General features: G+C 35.6%; 8 protein-coding genes. All 8 read left to right on the plus strand.

Going from position 1 to position 16543, the window contains the following annotated elements; translation table 11 throughout:
* Nucleotides 1–210 precede the first annotated feature (210 nt).
* The 8 genes from ACIQ0M_RS01595 to ACIQ0M_RS01630 all read left to right on the plus strand — a co-directional run bounded on the left by ACIQ0M_RS01595 (nucleotide 211) and on the right by ACIQ0M_RS01630 (nucleotide 16170).
* Nucleotides 211–1236 (plus strand): LacI family DNA-binding transcriptional regulator, encoded by a 1026-nt coding sequence (locus ACIQ0M_RS01595; RefSeq protein WP_396149038.1) that lies wholly within the window; start codon nucleotides 211–213, stop codon nucleotides 1234–1236.
* Between the two features lie 199 nt (nucleotides 1237–1435).
* Nucleotides 1436–2797: an MFS transporter gene (locus ACIQ0M_RS01600; RefSeq protein WP_396149040.1), complete on the plus strand. Its 1362-nt coding sequence runs from the start codon at nucleotides 1436–1438 to the stop codon at nucleotides 2795–2797.
* Complete coding sequence (gene pgmB, locus ACIQ0M_RS01605; protein WP_396149042.1) at nucleotides 2797–3453, plus strand: beta-phosphoglucomutase; 657 nt, start codon at nucleotides 2797–2799, stop codon at nucleotides 3451–3453. Before ACIQ0M_RS01600 ends, pgmB begins: the two co-directional genes overlap by 1 nt.
* Before the next feature lie 76 nt (nucleotides 3454–3529).
* Nucleotides 3530–5833, plus strand: coding sequence for a glycoside hydrolase family 65 protein (locus tag ACIQ0M_RS01610; RefSeq protein WP_396149044.1), 2304 nt, complete (start codon nucleotides 3530–3532; stop codon nucleotides 5831–5833).
* 76 nt (nucleotides 5834–5909) lie between these two features.
* Nucleotides 5910–7772 carry a glycoside hydrolase family 13 protein gene (locus tag ACIQ0M_RS01615; protein ID WP_396149047.1) on the plus strand — a complete coding sequence of 621 codons (1863 nt, stop codon included), beginning with the start codon at nucleotides 5910–5912 and terminating at the stop codon, nucleotides 7770–7772.
* A gap of 3 nt (nucleotides 7773–7775) precedes the next feature.
* Nucleotides 7776–10172 carry a TIM-barrel domain-containing protein gene (locus ACIQ0M_RS01620; RefSeq protein WP_396149049.1) on the plus strand — a complete coding sequence of 799 codons (2397 nt, stop codon included), beginning with the start codon at nucleotides 7776–7778 and terminating at the stop codon, nucleotides 10170–10172.
* The gene (locus ACIQ0M_RS01625) at nucleotides 10172–11821 is read left to right on the plus strand and encodes an alpha-amylase family glycosyl hydrolase (RefSeq protein ID WP_396149051.1); all 1650 of its coding nucleotides are present in this window, start codon (nucleotides 10172–10174) and stop codon (nucleotides 11819–11821) included. The genes ACIQ0M_RS01620 and ACIQ0M_RS01625 overlap by 1 nt, the downstream gene beginning before the upstream one ends.
* 629 nt (nucleotides 11822–12450) lie before the next feature.
* Nucleotides 12451–16170: a fibronectin type III domain-containing protein gene (locus ACIQ0M_RS01630; protein ID WP_396149053.1), complete on the plus strand. Its 3720-nt coding sequence runs from the start codon at nucleotides 12451–12453 to the stop codon at nucleotides 16168–16170.
* Nucleotides 16171–16543: the final 373 nt, after the last annotated feature.

Here is a 16543-nt window from a genome sequence, read left to right on the forward strand (position 1 = left end):
TAAAAATTGTGTTTTTTGCTTGTATTTTTGACTTCGAATGTTAAATTTAAGTAAAATATTTATCTTTTTGAATAAACATTTGTTAAACAGTCCCCGAAAACGTTTTCGTGTTGAAAACTTTTGGAATAAACAGTATTTTTAAGCTAAAAATTCCGATTCTAAAAAATAAAATTTATCTTTATTCGCAAATCATTAATAAGTCCAAAAAACATGAAAAGAAAAGTTACATTAAAGCAAATTGCCAAAGAATTAGATGTTTCCATTTCTACCGTTTCAAAATCGCTAAAAGACAGTGCTGAAATCAGTGAAGATACTCGCCAAAAAGTACAAGCCTTTGCTAAATTATACAACTACAAACCCAACAATATTGCCCTTAGTTTAAAAAACAAAAAAACAAAAACCATCGGAATTATTATCCCCGAAATAGTTCACCATTTTTTTGCTACTGTAATCAGCGGTGTAGAAAATGTAGCCAACGAACACGGCTACAACGTAATAGTTTGTTTATCGGATGAATCGTTTGATAAAGAAGTTATTAACATGGAAATGTTGGCCAATGGAAGCATTGATGGATTCATTATGTCCTTATCAAAAGAGACCCAACAAAAGAGAGATTTTCATCACATTACTGAAGTCATAAATCAAGGAATGCCTGTTGTGATGTTTGATCGTGTGACCAATGATATTTTATGTGATAAAGTAATTATTGATGATCTTTTATCCGCCATTCAAGCGGTTCAAACCTTAATAGATAAGGGATTTAAAAAAATTGCACTTATTACTACTGTTGATTATGTGAGTGTGGGAAAATTAAGAACCGAAGGTTATTTGAAAGCTTTAAAATCAAATGATATTAAAATTGATGAAAATTTAATTCTTAAAATTGAAGATATTGAACATTGTGATGAAGCCATTGACAATTTGATTAACAGTCAAAAAATTGACGCCATTTTTGCCGTAAACGAACTTTTTGCAGTTACAGCTATTAAATCTGCTTTAAAAATTGGATTAAAAATTCCGGAAGATATTGCCGTTATTGGTTTTACAGACGGAATTATTTCCAAATATTCCTCTCCAAGCATCACCACTGTGAGTCAGAACGGAATTAAAATGGGTGGAAAAGCGGCTAAAATGCTCATCGAAAGATTAGAAAGCGAAGACGAAGACGATGAACATTACAGAACAGAAGTTATTGAAACCCACTTAGTAGAACGAGAATCTACGCCAACGTTGTAGTGGTTGTAAACAATTGTTTTTATTGACTTTGGAAATCATTAAATCAAAAAATGACTTTCAAAAAAATTTCAAAAAAATAATTTCGCTTTAAAAAAAAACTATATTTGTACTCATTATCAAAGCTTGTATTTTTACTTCGAACCAAAGTTTTGATAAGCCATAAACCGCTTATCGTATTATTAATCAACTAATTACGATAATGGAAAAGCGTAAGTTAAGTTTCTGGGAAATTTGGAACATGAGTTTCGGTTTCTTGGGAATACAAATGGGTTTTGCCCTTCAAAATGCAAATGCCAGTAGAATTCTTCAAATTTTTGGTGCCGATGTACATGAACTTTCATGGTTTTGGATAATTGCTCCTTTGATGGGGTTAATTGTTCAACCTATTATTGGTCATTACAGCGATAATACTTGGGGCCGTTTTGGAAGAAGAAAACCTTTTTTCTTGGCTGGTGCAGTATTGGCTTCCATCGGATTAATTTTAATGCCGCAAGCTGACATTTTTATTGCAATTTTACCTGCCCTTTGGGTGGGTGCCGGAATGCTAATGATTATGGATGCCTCTTTCAACATTGCAATGGAACCTTTCCGAGCCTTGGTTGGAGATAATTTAAGAACTGACCAAAGAACATTAGGTTTTAGTGTTCAAACTGCCTTAATTGGTTTTGGTGCTGTTATAGGTTCTTGGTTGCCTTATGTGTTGACCAATTGGTTTGGAATTTCTAATAGCGGAGAAAACGGCACAGTACCATTAAATCTAATTCTATCTTTCATTATTGGAGCAATCATACTGGTAGGCTCTATTTTAGTTACTTTATTTACAACCAAAGAGTATTCTCCTGATGAACTAAAGAATTTTGAAGATGAAATAGCACATCAAGAAGCAATTGCTGAAGATTACGAAGAAAAAGAATCTCGTTTAATCGATATTCTTGATGATTTCAAAAAAATGCCTGAAACCATGCGTCAATTGAGCTGGGTTCAATTTTTTTCATGGTTTGGTCTATTTGGAATGTGGGTTTTTACAACTCCGGCAATCGCACAACATATTTATGGTTTACCCGTAAATGACAGTTCTAGTGCTGCATTTCAAAGTGCTGGCGATTGGGTTGGTGTAATTTTTGGAGTTTACAATCTTGTTTCCGCTCTATTCGCTTTTACTTTACCCTACATTGCCAAACAAATTGGCCGGAAAAAAACGCATTCAATTTCCTTAGTCATAGGAGGAATTGGTTTGATTTCAATGTATTTTATGCCAAATAAAGAAACACTAATTTTTTCAATGGTTTGTGTTGGTATAGCTTGGGCAAGCATTCTTGCTATGCCTTATGCTATTTTAGCAGGTTCCATTCATCCCAAGAAAATGGGAGTTTACATGGGGATTTTCAATTTCTTTATCGTAATTCCACAGATTATTAATGCCCTCATTGGAGGATTATTGGTTAAATATTTATATAACGATCATGCCATTTTTGCTTTGGTAACCAGCGGTGTCAGTTTTTTAATCGCTGCTGCTTTGGTTTACAAGGTACAAGATGTAGATGATGTAGTACAAAGCTAATGAATCAAAAATGTTTCATATTCGACCTCGACGGTGTAATCGTTGACACGGCTAAATACCACTATTTAGCGTGGCAAAAGATTGCCAACCAATTGGGTATCGAATTTACACCCGAACACAATGAAGAACTCAAAGGTGTGAGTCGTGTTCGATCACTCGACCTTATTCTTGCTTTAGGAAATATGGAAGCTTCGCAAGAAGATAAAAACAAATGGCTCGTTCAAAAAAACGAAGACTATCTTTCCTATTTGGTGAACATGGACGAAAGTGAAATCTTGCCTGGTGTTTTATCGGTCTTGATTTATTTGAAAGAAAATAACCAAAAAATTGTTTTAGGCTCTGCCAGTAAAAATGCTAAGCCTATTTTAGAAAAGGCAAAAATTATTGACTATTTTGATGCTATCGTGGATGGAAACGATGTGTCAAATGCCAAACCGGATCCGGAAGTATTTCTTCAGGGAGCCAAAAAAGTGAATTTTTCAAACGATAAATGCATCGTTTTTGAAGATTCTGTTGCCGGAATTCAGGCTGCAAACATCGCCGGAATGACGAGTGTGGGAATTGGAGAAGCTACTATTTTGCACGAAGCTCAATTCGTATTCACTGATTTTACGCACATCGATTTAAATTTTATACAAAACCTAATAAATAAATAGTAAAATTTTAATGATTCAAGTTTTAAAAATCAACAAAACTTGAAACGTTAAACTTGAAACTTTTAAACTAAAATTAATGAACCAAGATTATATCATACCAGATAACTGGTCGATTATTGAAGAAGGATTTGAGCAAGACCTGGTTAAGTCTTCCGAAAGTTTGTTCAGCATTGGAAACGGTGCGATGGGACAACGTGCGAATTTTGAAGAATATTACTCCGGAAAAACCTTCCAAGGAAGTTATATTGCCGGAATTTATTATCCCGATAAAACCAAAGTGGGTTGGTGGAAAAACGGTTATCCTGAGTATTTTGCCAAAGTACTTAATGCTCCCAATTGGATTGGAATAAACATCGAAATTAACGGTGAAAATTTGGATTTGGCTAATTGTGTAGCAGTGAAGAATTTTCGTAGAGAATTGAATATGAAAGAAGGTTGGTACCATCGTTCATTTATCGCAACGCTTCAAAACGGTACTGAAATTGAAGTGCAAGTGCGTCGTTTTCTTTCATTGGATTTGGATGAAGTAGGTGTCATCAATTATCAAGTTACCCCTTTGAATCAGGATGCCAAGATTGTTTTCAAACCTTATCTTGATGCTGGTGTCCACAACGAAGATGCTAACTGGGAAGAAAAATTCTGGGAACCATTAAACGTAAGAAACAACGCAAACGAAGCTTTTGTAACCGCAAGAACATTCAAAACACATTTTACCGCAACTACATTCATGCACAATACGATTTTGGTGGGTGGAAAAAATGTGAATGCTTCTCCGTCCAACGTTGCATCATCTAATGATAAAATTGAATTTTCGTATGAAGTTTCAGTTGCCCAAAATCAATCGGCTACCATTCAAAAAATAGGTGGTTACACAGTTTCGATGAACCATGAAAATACAGAAGAGGCAGCTAAAAATGTAGTTTCAAAAGCCGTTTCTATTGGTTATGACCAATTATTAGCCAATCAGATTGAAGCTTGGTCAAAAATTTGGGAAATGAGCGACATTACTATTGATGGCGATGTAAAAGCTCAACAGGGGATTCGTTTCAATATTTTCCAATTAAACCAAACGTATTTAGGAAAAGATTCTCGCTTAAATATCGGTCCGAAAGGATTTACGGGCGAAAAATATGGCGGTTCAACGTATTGGGATACCGAGGCGTATTGCATTCCTTTTTATATGGCAACTAAAGACCAACAAGTGGCGAGAAATCTATTGACTTATCGTTACAATCAATTGGATAAAGCGATTGAAAATGCCGGAAAACTTGGCTTTAAAAACGGTGCCGCTTTGTATCCGATGGTAACCATGAATGGTGAAGAATGTCATAACGAATGGGAAATTACGTTTGAAGAAATTCACCGAAACGGAGCAATCGCTTTTGCCATTTTTAATTATTACCGATTCACCGGTGATTATAGCTACATTCCCGAAAAAGGGTTAGAAGTATTAATCGGAATTGCTCGTTTTTGGCATCAAAGAGCCACCTACTCTACGTATCGAAATCAATATGTGATTTTAGGTGTAACGGGTCCGAATGAGTATGAAAATAACGTGAATAATAATTTTTACACCAATTATATTGCAAAATGGTGTATTGATTATACGATTGAACAAATCCAAAAAATTGAAAAAGAATATTCATCAGATTACACCCGAATTTTAAATAAAGTAAAACTTTCAACAACAGAAATCAACCATTGGAAAGAAGTAGCAGATAACATGTATTTCCCTTATTCTGAAGAACATGGCGTGTATTTGCAACAAGATGGATTTTTGGATAAAGAGTTAGTAAAAGTGCATGATTTAGATAAGAGTCAGCGACCGATTAACCAAAAATGGTCGTGGGATAGAATTTTACGTTCACCTTATATCAAACAAGCCGATACGTTACAAGGTTTCTACTTTTTTGAAGATCATTTCAGTAAAGAACAATTGGAAAAACATTTCGATTTTTATGAGCCATTTACCGTTCATGAAAGTTCACTTTCACCTTGCGTTCACTCGATTCAAGCGGCCGTTTTGGGTAGAATGGGACAAGCGTATACTTTCTATCTTCGAACTTCCCGTTTGGATTTAGATGATTACAACAAAGAAGTTCACGAAGGTTTACATATCACTTCGATGGCCGGAACTTGGATGAGTATAGTGGAAGGTTTTGGTGGAATGCGTGTAAAAAATGAAACGCTACACTTTGAACCGAAAATACCGGCTCAATGGAAAGGCTATTCGTTTAAAATTAATTTCAGAAATCAAATCTTGAAAGTTTCCGTTCATGCCAATGAAACCAAATTTTCGTTGGAAGGCGAAAAACCAATTACTGTTTTTGTAAACGGAAAAGAGGTTTTGGTGGAACCGAATAGTCTGGTTACGGTATAATAATTTCTCGCAAAGACGCTAAGTCGCAAAGGTTTGCTTAGCGTCTTTGCGACTTTGCGAGATAAAACAATCAATTATGAAAAAAATTTCATTACTACTGTTTTGTCTCGCATTTTCATTTTTATCAGCTCAAGTCAATCGCATTGAACCACCCAATTGGTGGACGGGTTTTAAAAATGAAAATCTGCAATTGCTTGTGCAGCATCCCAATATCGGAAAAGCAACGCCAAAGATTTCTTACGAGGGAATTTCAATTGTAAAAGTACATCAAGCGAAAAGTCCGAATTACTTGTTTATCGATTTAAAAATTGATCAATCTACAAAACCGGGAAAATTCAATATCATTTTTGAATCGGAGAAAGGTAAAAAAATTACACAAGCTTACGAATTAAAACCGAAATCTAAAGCTTCTGAAGACTTCATCGGATTCAATAGTTCTGATGCCATTTATCTCATCACTCCGGATCGTTTTACCAACGGAAATGAAGCCAATGATATCGTTAAAACCATGAACGAAACCGAATTAGACCGAACGCACGATTACAAACGTCATGGTGGTGATATTCAAGGTGTTATCAATCATATTGATTACATCAAAAACTTAGGATTTACTGCTATTTGGCCTACTCCTGTTTTGACTAATGACATGAAAAGTGGTTCTTATCACGGCTATGCCATGACCGATTTTTATCAAGTTGACCCTCGTTTTGGAACGTTAACGGATTATAAAAATCTGTCCGAAAAATTACAACAAAATGGGATGAAACTTATCATGGATCAAGTAGCCAATCATTGCGGTAGCGAACACTGGTGGATGAAAGATTTACCCTTTTCCGATTGGGTGAATTATCAAGAATTATTTGAAAAAGAAAAAAAATATACTACTTCCAATCACCGACGAACAAGCAACCAAGATTTGTATGCGTCTGAAAAAGACAAAAAAGAAATGGCCGATGGCTGGTTTGTACCAACCATGCCGGATATTAATCAACGTAATCCTTTTTTAGCCAGGTATATCATTCAAAACAGCATTTGGTGGGTTGAAACGCTACAATTGGGTGGCATCCGTCAAGACACCTATCCTTATCCGGATAAAGCTTTTATGAGCAATTGGGCGAGGGAAATTATGTCTGAATATCCTAATTTTACTATTGTGGGCGAAGAATGGAGTTCGAATCCGCTACTGATTGGCTATTGGCAACAAGGAGCCAATAACAAAGATGGTTACCAATCCAATTTGCGTTCGACGATGGATTTCGCCATGCAAACACTTATTCCTCAAGCTCTGAAAGAAACGGAAAGTTGGGACAAAGGATTAGCTAAACTTTACGATGGTTTAGCCAATGATTTTCATTATGCTTCGCCAAAAGATATTATGATTTTTCCGGATAATCATGACATGGATCGCATTTTTACCCAATTGGAAGAAAACGTAGTCAATACTAAAATGGCTTTGGCAACCTATTTGATTTTACCAAGAATTCCACAATTCTATTACGGAACAGAAATTTTGATGCAAAACACCGCCAAACCCGGTGATCACGGCTTAATTAGAACCGATTTTCCCGGCGGATGGAAAGGCGATAAAGTAAATGCTTTTACAGGAGAGGGACTTACTGCCGACCAAAAAGACATGCAAAGTTATTTGGCAAAGATTTTAAATTACAGAAAAAACAGCAAAGCCATTCATGAAGGTAAAACCATGCATTTTGCTCCTAACAATGGTGTTTATACTCTGTTTAGAATGTTGAATGATGAAGTTGTTGTTTTCTTTTTAAACAAAAATGAATCGGCAAAAGTAGATTTATCGATTTATAAAGAACTGAATTTGAATGGTAAAAAATTCAAAAACATCCTCACCGGAGAAGAATTTATTTGGGATAACGAATGGATTTTAAACCAAAAAGGAGCGTATCTTTTTACGACAAAAACGAATTAACGAATGAAAAAACTAATCTTTCTTTTATTCCTTACTACTTTTGGCTTTGCTCAAAACACTAAAAGAGAATACTTTTCTCATTCTTGGAAGGGTTACAAATTAGAATTAAAAACCACAGACGGAACCTATTTTATTCAGTTTTTCAATGACAAAATAGCCGAAACTTCGTTTGTTCCCAAAGGAGAAAAGTTCAATTCGCAATCACATGCCGTGGTGCTTAAAACTAATAACCATCCCTTTCAAATTCAGGAAAATGACGATTTTATAGAAATGAAAACCAATGAATTGGGCATAAAAATCATAAAGTCGCCATTTCAAATTACCTATTCTCATCAAAACAAACCCATTCTTTCCGAAAAATTAGGGTACTTCAAACGCAAACACGAACCATTAGAACGAGTTAAGGGAAATATCGTTTATGATTCCACCGAAGTGATTCAATTCAACCTCAACGCAACTGAAAAATTGTTGGGTGGTGGGGCAAGAGTTTTGGGAATGAACCGTCGCGGCAATCGATTGGCACTTTACAACCGAGCCGATTACGGTTATGAAACACGATCGGAATTGATGAATTTTACGATTCCAATAGTCATTTCTTCCCAAAAATATATGGTTCATTTTGACAATGCTCCCATTGGTTATTTGGATTTAGACAGTAAAAAAGAAAATATTTTAGAGTATGAAACCATTTCCGGCCGCAAAACCTATCAAGTGATTGTGGGCAATACGTGGGAAGATTTAATTTACAATTATACCGAATTAACCGGAAAACAACCTTTACCTCCTCGTTGGGCTTTGGGTAATTTCTCCTCCCGTTTTGGTTATCATTCCGAAGCGGAAGCACGCAGAACCATTCAAAAATTCAAAGAAGAAAACATTCCGGTGGATGCTATTATTTTAGATTTGTATTGGTTTGGAAAAGAAGTTCAAGGCACGATGGGAAATTTGGAAGTGTATCGCGATAGTTTTCCCACTTTTGAAAAAATGGTGGATGATTTTAATAAAATGGGCATCAAAACCATTCCGATTACGGAACCGTTTATTTTAACCACTTCCAAAAAATGGCAGGAAGCGGTAGATAAAAAAATCCTAGCTACCGATTCTAACGGAAATCCTTTTACATATGATTTTTATTTTGGAAATACAGGTATTATTGATATTTTTAAAATAGATGGCAAAAAATGGTTTTGGAACATTTATAAAGAATTGGCCAACAAAGGCGTTGGCGGTGTTTGGGGCGATTTGGGTGAACCCGAAGTGTTTCCGGCCGCTGCTCGAACTTTTGGCGGAACAGCTGACGAAGTGCACAACATTTACGGACATAATTGGGCAAAACTTGTTTTTGAAGGCTATCAGAATAACTTCCCTACTCAGAGACCATTTATCTTGATGCGTTCCGGTTATTCAGGTTCTCAGCGTTACGGAATGATTCCGTGGAGTGGTGATGTGAACCGAACATGGGGAGGACTTTCCGGTCAAGTGGAAATTTCATTGCAAATGGGAATGCAAGGTTTGGCGTACATGCATTCCGATTTAGGCGGATTTGCCGGAGCGAATTTAGATGACGAATTGTATGTGCGTTGGTTGCAATACGGTGTTTTCAATCCGATTTTTCGTCCGCATGCTCAATCCGATGTGGCTTCTGAGCCGGTTTTTAGAAGTGATTGGGCGAAAAGCTTAGCAAAAAATGCGATTGAATTGCGTTATTCAATGCTACCGTACAATTATAGTTTGGCTTATGAAAATTCGCAATCGGGAAAACCATTAATGCGTCCATTGTTTTTTGAAGAACCGGAAAATGAAACTTTGCTTACTAAATCGGATGGTTATTTATGGGGAAAAGATTACCTGGTTTATCCGATTATGGAAGCAAATCAGAAATCAAAAGAAATTTATTTTCCTAAAAACAGTAATTGGACGGATATTTATTCCACAAAAAAATATAGTGGCGGTTCAACTGAAAAAATAAATGTTGTTACTTCTCACATTCCAACATTTGTGCGAAATGGTGTTTTGATTCCAATAACAAAAGTGGTTCATACCACTCAAAATTATAACAATTCCAACTTAGATTTTCAACTTTATTTTGATGAAAAAGTAACGTCAAGCGAACGTCAATTCTATTTTGATGAAGGTGATAATTCAAAAGAAAACAATCCTGAGTTGCTTACTTGCGAAACGGAAATCGAAAAAAAATCACTCTTCATTTCAATGGAAAGCAAAGTATTTCCTTCCAAAGGTAAAAAAGGTATGATTCATGTTTTTTTGTTATCTAAAAAACCGAAATCTGTACTGATGGATGGTAAAAAACTTAAGTTTCAATATGATAAAATAGCTAAAAAATTAACTTTTAACTATGTAATGACGTCTAACAAATCCAATATTAAAATAAAATTATAATGAAAAAGATACTTTTCACCATAATCCTAACTACTATGTTTCTAGGATGTTCACCCAAAAAAGAAATCGTACATACTGAAACCCCTTTTGTTTGGGAAGGAGCCAATTTATATTTTTTATTAATTGACCGATTCAACAATGGCAATCCGGATAACGACAAGATTATTCCAAGAGACAAAGAAACCGGAGTACTTCGGAATTTTATGGGTGGCGATATCAAAGGAATTACACAAAAAATTGACGAAGGGTATTTTACTGACTTGGGTATTAATGCCATTTGGATGACACCGGTTGTGGAACAAATTCACGGTTCTGTGGATGAAGGAACCGGAAACTCCTATGGTTTTCATGGCTATTGGACCAAAGATTGGACGAACATCGACCCGAGTTATGGCACACGCGAAGATTTGAAAGAATTGGTTGAAAAAGCTCACGCTAAAGGTATCCGAATTGTGTTGGATGCCGTGATTAATCATACCGGACCGGTTACCGAATTAGACCCCGTTTGGCCGGAAAGTTGGGTACGAACCGGACCGAAATGTTCGTATGATACGTATCGTAACTTTATCGATTGTACATTGGTAGAAAACCTTCCGGACGTTAAAACGGAAAGCAATGAAAACGTAGAATTGCCACCCGCTTTAGTAGAAAAATGGAAAAAAGAAGGTCGTTACGAACAAGAAGTAGCCGAATTGGATGAATTTTTCAAACGTACCGGTTACCCAAGAGCACCGAAATATTACATCATGAAATGGTTGTCGGATTACATTAGCGATTTTGGCATTGACGGCTATCGTGTAGATACCGTGAAACACACTACTGAAGACGTTTGGTCAGATTTTGCTAAAGTGTGTAAAGATGCTTTTGCACAATTCAAACAAGATAATCCGAATAAAGTGTTAGATAACAACGAATTTTTTATAGTAGGAGAAGTTTATGGTTATGGTATCAGTGGCAAACAATTCTATAATTTTGGCGACAAAAAAGTAAACTACTTTGAAAACGGCTTTATTTCACTTATCAATTTTGATTTTAAAGGCGATGCGAATAAGCCGTATGAAGAACTTTTCAGTAACTATGCTTCTATTTTACATTCCGATTTGAAAGGGTTAAGTGTGATGAATTATGTGACGTCTCACGATGACGGCTGGCCATTTGACAAAAAAAGAGAAAAAACCTTTGATGCCGGAACCAAATTACTACTAACTCCAGGAATTTCGCAAGTGTATTATGGTGATGAAACCGCACGTTCTCTGGAAATTGAAGGAGCACAAGGCGATGCTACTTTGCGTTCATTTATGAATTGGGAAGACCTCAAAACCAATGGAAACACCAAAAATGTATTGACGCATTTCCAAAAAATTGGGCAGTTTAGAAAAAATCATCCGGCGGTTGGAGCAGGAATCCACAAAGAAATTTCAAAAGCTCCGTTTTATACATTCAGCAGAACCTTTACCAAAGGTGATTTTACGGATAAAGTAGTCATTGGTTTGGAATTACCATTCGGAAAAAAAGAAATCAATGTTTCATCCATTTTTGAAGATGGAACGGAAGTTCACGATGCTTTTTCAGGAATTTCAACTACTGTAAAAGATGGAAAAGTTGTGATTGATAGTCAGATGGGAATTGTTTTGTTGGAGAGAAAGTAATTCACTTCCTATCTGTATTAAGAGCGTTTATAATCGATTGGATTGTAAACGCTTTTGTTTTTTATAAATAAAATTGATACTAATTAGTTCTTCATGGGTACCACAACCATAACGTTGACATGACGATGATATGACGATAATATGAATTAAACACCTACTAATAGAGAGTAGTCCAAAAGCTAAGTAAGTACTACTTAAATTTGATCCATTGACCGGTTTTGAATCCTTTTGATTGCGTTTGAATAGGTTTGACAATTCTTTTGAAATTTAAAGGGGTTTTATTCGGTATTTGTTCGGTACTTGTTCGAAAGGGCTTCGGAAAAAGGGGGTGTTTTCCGAACAAATGTGCAACTTGTACGGAAGAAAACATGAAAAAAGGAAAAAAAAGTTCTTTACTATGAAAAATTAATTATTGAAAGTTTATTCAAATTATAGATTATACAATTGCATTAATTCAAAATTGTTCACTATTTTTTTGGTGTAATTAATTTCTGCAATTTTTTTGTTCATTATTATTGGTTATTCGGTTTTATTGCACTTTGTGTAATAACAAACAAAAATTTTTAATTTTTTTATACAACTTATTAAAAATCAATATACATTTGATATAACCTTTAACAAAAACAAACATGAATAAACAATTACTTTTAGCATTCATTGCCCTAGTTTTTGCCCCAATTTCATTATTTGCACAAAATCCAACCTGTGGAGGTTTATTTACTGATCCACAAGGTGCAAATGCAAATTATGCTAATAATATGGATTATACCGTAACCATATTTCCATCTAATCCAAATGAAGTAGTTACTGTAACCTTTACCTCATTTGATGTTGAACCAAATTTTGATGGATTATACATATACAATGGTAATAGTACCAATGCCCCACAATTTTCAAGTGGAAATGACACAGGAACAGGTTCATTAACTTTGCCAGGTGCTTTTTGGGGTACCACAAATCCGGGGTCTTTTACTTCAACGAGTTCGGATGGAAGTTTAACTTTTAGATTTATTAGTGATAGTTCCGTAAATAAACCCGGTTGGATAGCAAATATAACGTGTGGTGCTCCCGGAACATGTTTAACACCAAACAACATTACAGGCACAAATTTTACCACTTCAAGTGCTACCATAAATTGGGTTGAAACCGGAAACGCAACCAATTGGGAAATCATCATTTTACCGTCAACTTCACCTGCTCCAACATTTGATGCTACAGGAACAGTTACCACCAGTACAACTTTTCAAGCTACGGGTTTAAATGCAAGTACCACGTATAGGGTTTATATCCGATCCATTTGTAGTGATGTACCGGGCGATGTGAGTAATTGGTCTAATTTTATGACTTTTACTACTTTATCAAATGGATGTTTGCCTCCAACTAATTTTCAAGTTTCCAATGTTACCAATACGGGTGCAACCTTAAATTTTGCCAATAATGCAGCAACAAATTGGGAAGTAATTGTTTTACCCTCAACCGGAGGTTTACCCTCTCCAACTTCGGTTGGAACAACTGTAACTTCCCCAACGTTTACTGCTACAGGTTTAAATGCGGCTACAGCCTATAATTTTTTCACAAGATCAAATTGTAATGGAAATAACAGCAATTGGTCATCAGGAACCTACTTTTTAACTGCTCAAAACCCGGTTGTTTCGCCTAATTGTGGCGAACAATTCATCGATAATGGCGGTCCAAATGCAAATTATGTCAGTAATTCCGATAATACCTATACGATTTGCCCAACTAATCCCGGAGAAGTTGTAACGGTAACCTTTACCTCATTTGATATAGAAACAATTTGGGATGGTTTATATGTATTTGATGGCAATTCAATCAATGCACCGCAAATTTCCAGTGGTAATCCCGGGAACAGCATTCCGGGTGGAGTTCCCGGTGCTTTCTGGGGAACAACCATACCTGGTCCATTTACTTCTACCAGTGCGGATGGTTGTTTGACTTTCCGATTTAGAAGTGATAATGCAGTCAATAGAGCAGGTTGGATTGCTAATGTAACTTGTGCGACACCCACCACTTGTTTACGACCAACAAATGTAGCGGCAACTGCTATCACAACCAACTCTGCTGTGATTGGTTGGACTTCAGGCTCTAATGAAACATCTTGGGAAATTGTAGCGTTACCTTGCGGAACCACACCTACTCCAAATACAGCCGGAGTAATTACAAATACAAATCCACATGTATTAGAAAATTTAACATCGGGTACCTGTTATAATGTATATGTAAAAGCAATATGTTCCGATACAGAGTCAAGCCAATGGTCCGTTGCGTCAACTTTCACGACTTTGGTTACGTGTCCTAGTCCGCAACAAGTAAATGCTTCCAACGTTACCACTAACTCCTTTACTTTGGATTGGTTTGAAACCGGTTCTGCCACTTCATGGGAAGTAATTGCACAACCATGCGGATCACCGGCACCTACTCTTACTTCTAACGGAACACTTTCCGCCACTAATTCATTAACTGTTGATAATTTAAATCCATTTACTTGTTATCAAGTTTATGTGCGTTCCATATGTTCTGACAGTGATAAAAGTTCATGGGCCGGACCAATTACCATCAACACATTAAATGCTCCGCTGGTCTGTGGTAATACTTTTTATGATCTTTCGGGCCCTTCAGCTAACTATGCCAACAATTTAGATTATGTAGTAACCATTTGTCCTAATAATCCGGGTGAATTGGTAACAGTTACTTTTACAGAATTCGATGTTGAAACCAACTTTGATGGCTTATTAGTATATGATGGAAATTCAACCAACTCACCACAAATTTCAAGTACAAACGGTACAGGTCTTTTGGCATTGGTAAACTTTACCGGAGCTTTTTGGGGAACAACGAGTCCTGGACCTTTTACTTCCTCAAGTCCTGATGGCTGTTTAACCTTTAGATTTATTAGTGATTTTTCAATTACTAGAGCCGGATGGTCTGCCAATGTAACTTGTGCTCCAGATAACGACAAAATTGTCTTAATTGCTTTTACAGACACAAACAATAATGGTAGTAAAGATGAAAATGAACCAACTTTTTCAAATGGTTCCTTTATGATTGATTTAAATGATGCCGGAAATCCAACTTCGGCCTATTCTCCTGTTGGAATGTATTCTTTATACGATACAAACCCTGTGAATTCTTATGATATCAGTTATCAAATTCAACCCAATTATAGTGCTTATTATAGTGCCGGAACCACCAATTACAGTAACTTAACCATTCCGGTAGGAAGTAATTATCAAGTATATTATTTTCCGATCACTGTAGTACAAGGATATAATGATGTGACCACATCTATCGTATCTCAAAATCCTCCACCAAGACCAGGCTTTACGTATAATGAAAAAATAGTGTATAAAAATTTAGGTTTAACACCAACATCCGGTACTTTAACCTTTACAAAAGACCCATTGGTAACTATTACAGCTATCAGTCAAGAAGGAACCGTAGCGAATGAAAATGGTTTTACCTATTCATTTACCAATTTAGCTCCAAATGAGACCCGCTTTTTTTATGTAACCATGACAGTTCCTACCATTCCAACTGTGGCTCTAGGTGATGTTTTGACTAATGTTGTCTCTATTTCTGCTCCTGCTGATGATGTTGATTTGGATAACAATTCTTTCTCTAATGCACAAATAATTGTTGGCTCATGGGATCCAAACGACAAAATGGAATCACATGGTGGTAAAATTTTAATTACCGAATATGAACCAAGCGATTACTTATTTTATACCATTCGTTTTCAGAATGAAGGAACAGCCAATGCTGAATTTGTAATTATTGAAGATGAATTACACTCTCAAATTGATGAAACTTCTATTGAAATGGTGAATGCCAGTCATAATTATATAATGACTCGTGTTGAAAATGATTTAAAATGGGAATTTAGAAATATCAATTTGGTACCAAAAATCGTCAATGAAGAAGCCAGTAATGGATTTGTATTGTTTAAAGTTAAATTAAAACCCGGCATTTCGGTAGGTGATATTGTACCGAATACTGCCAGTATCTTTTTTGATTTTAATCCGCCGATTATTACCAATACGTTTGACACCGAATTTATTCCTTTGTTGAGTAGCCCTAGTTTTGTCAATGGAAATTTTGAGATGTATCCCAATCCAACGAGTTCAACTGTTCAATTATCGTTATATGATGCAAATGAAACCATTAAAAAAGTGAACGTTTATGACTTGTTAGGCAAACAAATCATGTCAGTAACAAGTGAAGCACCGATTCATACTTTAGATGTTTCTCCACTCACTTCTGGAATGTATATGATTGAAATTACCACTCAAAATAATCTTACTTCTGTTAAAAGATTAATAAAAAAGTAAAGTAAAACATACTCTTTATTGATAAAATGCTCCAAAAAGTTAACGCTATTTGGAGCATTTTTTGTTTTCTTATGAATCCTTTTGAGTGGTCACATAATACATAAATTATTATATTTGAATTGGAAGTAAAATATTAATAACAATCCATTTATTTTTTTGTAATGAAAGAAAACAATTCTGCATATAAGATGAAAAGGTTTTAGATTGTTTTTTGGATTTAATAATTCTTTTTTAAGCCACACGAAGGGATTCGTGCCTTTACTTTGAGTTTGCTAAAAAAGTATTAAATTTATTCAAAGGAAAGCAGAGGTGAACTATGATTCGTGCAAAGCTTACGACTTAACTGCCGCATTAGTCCTCTGCCTTCTCCTTG

The sequence above is a fragment of the Flavobacterium sp. genome (assembly GCF_044339515.1).
Classification (GTDB): domain Bacteria; phylum Bacteroidota; class Bacteroidia; order Flavobacteriales; family Flavobacteriaceae; genus Flavobacterium.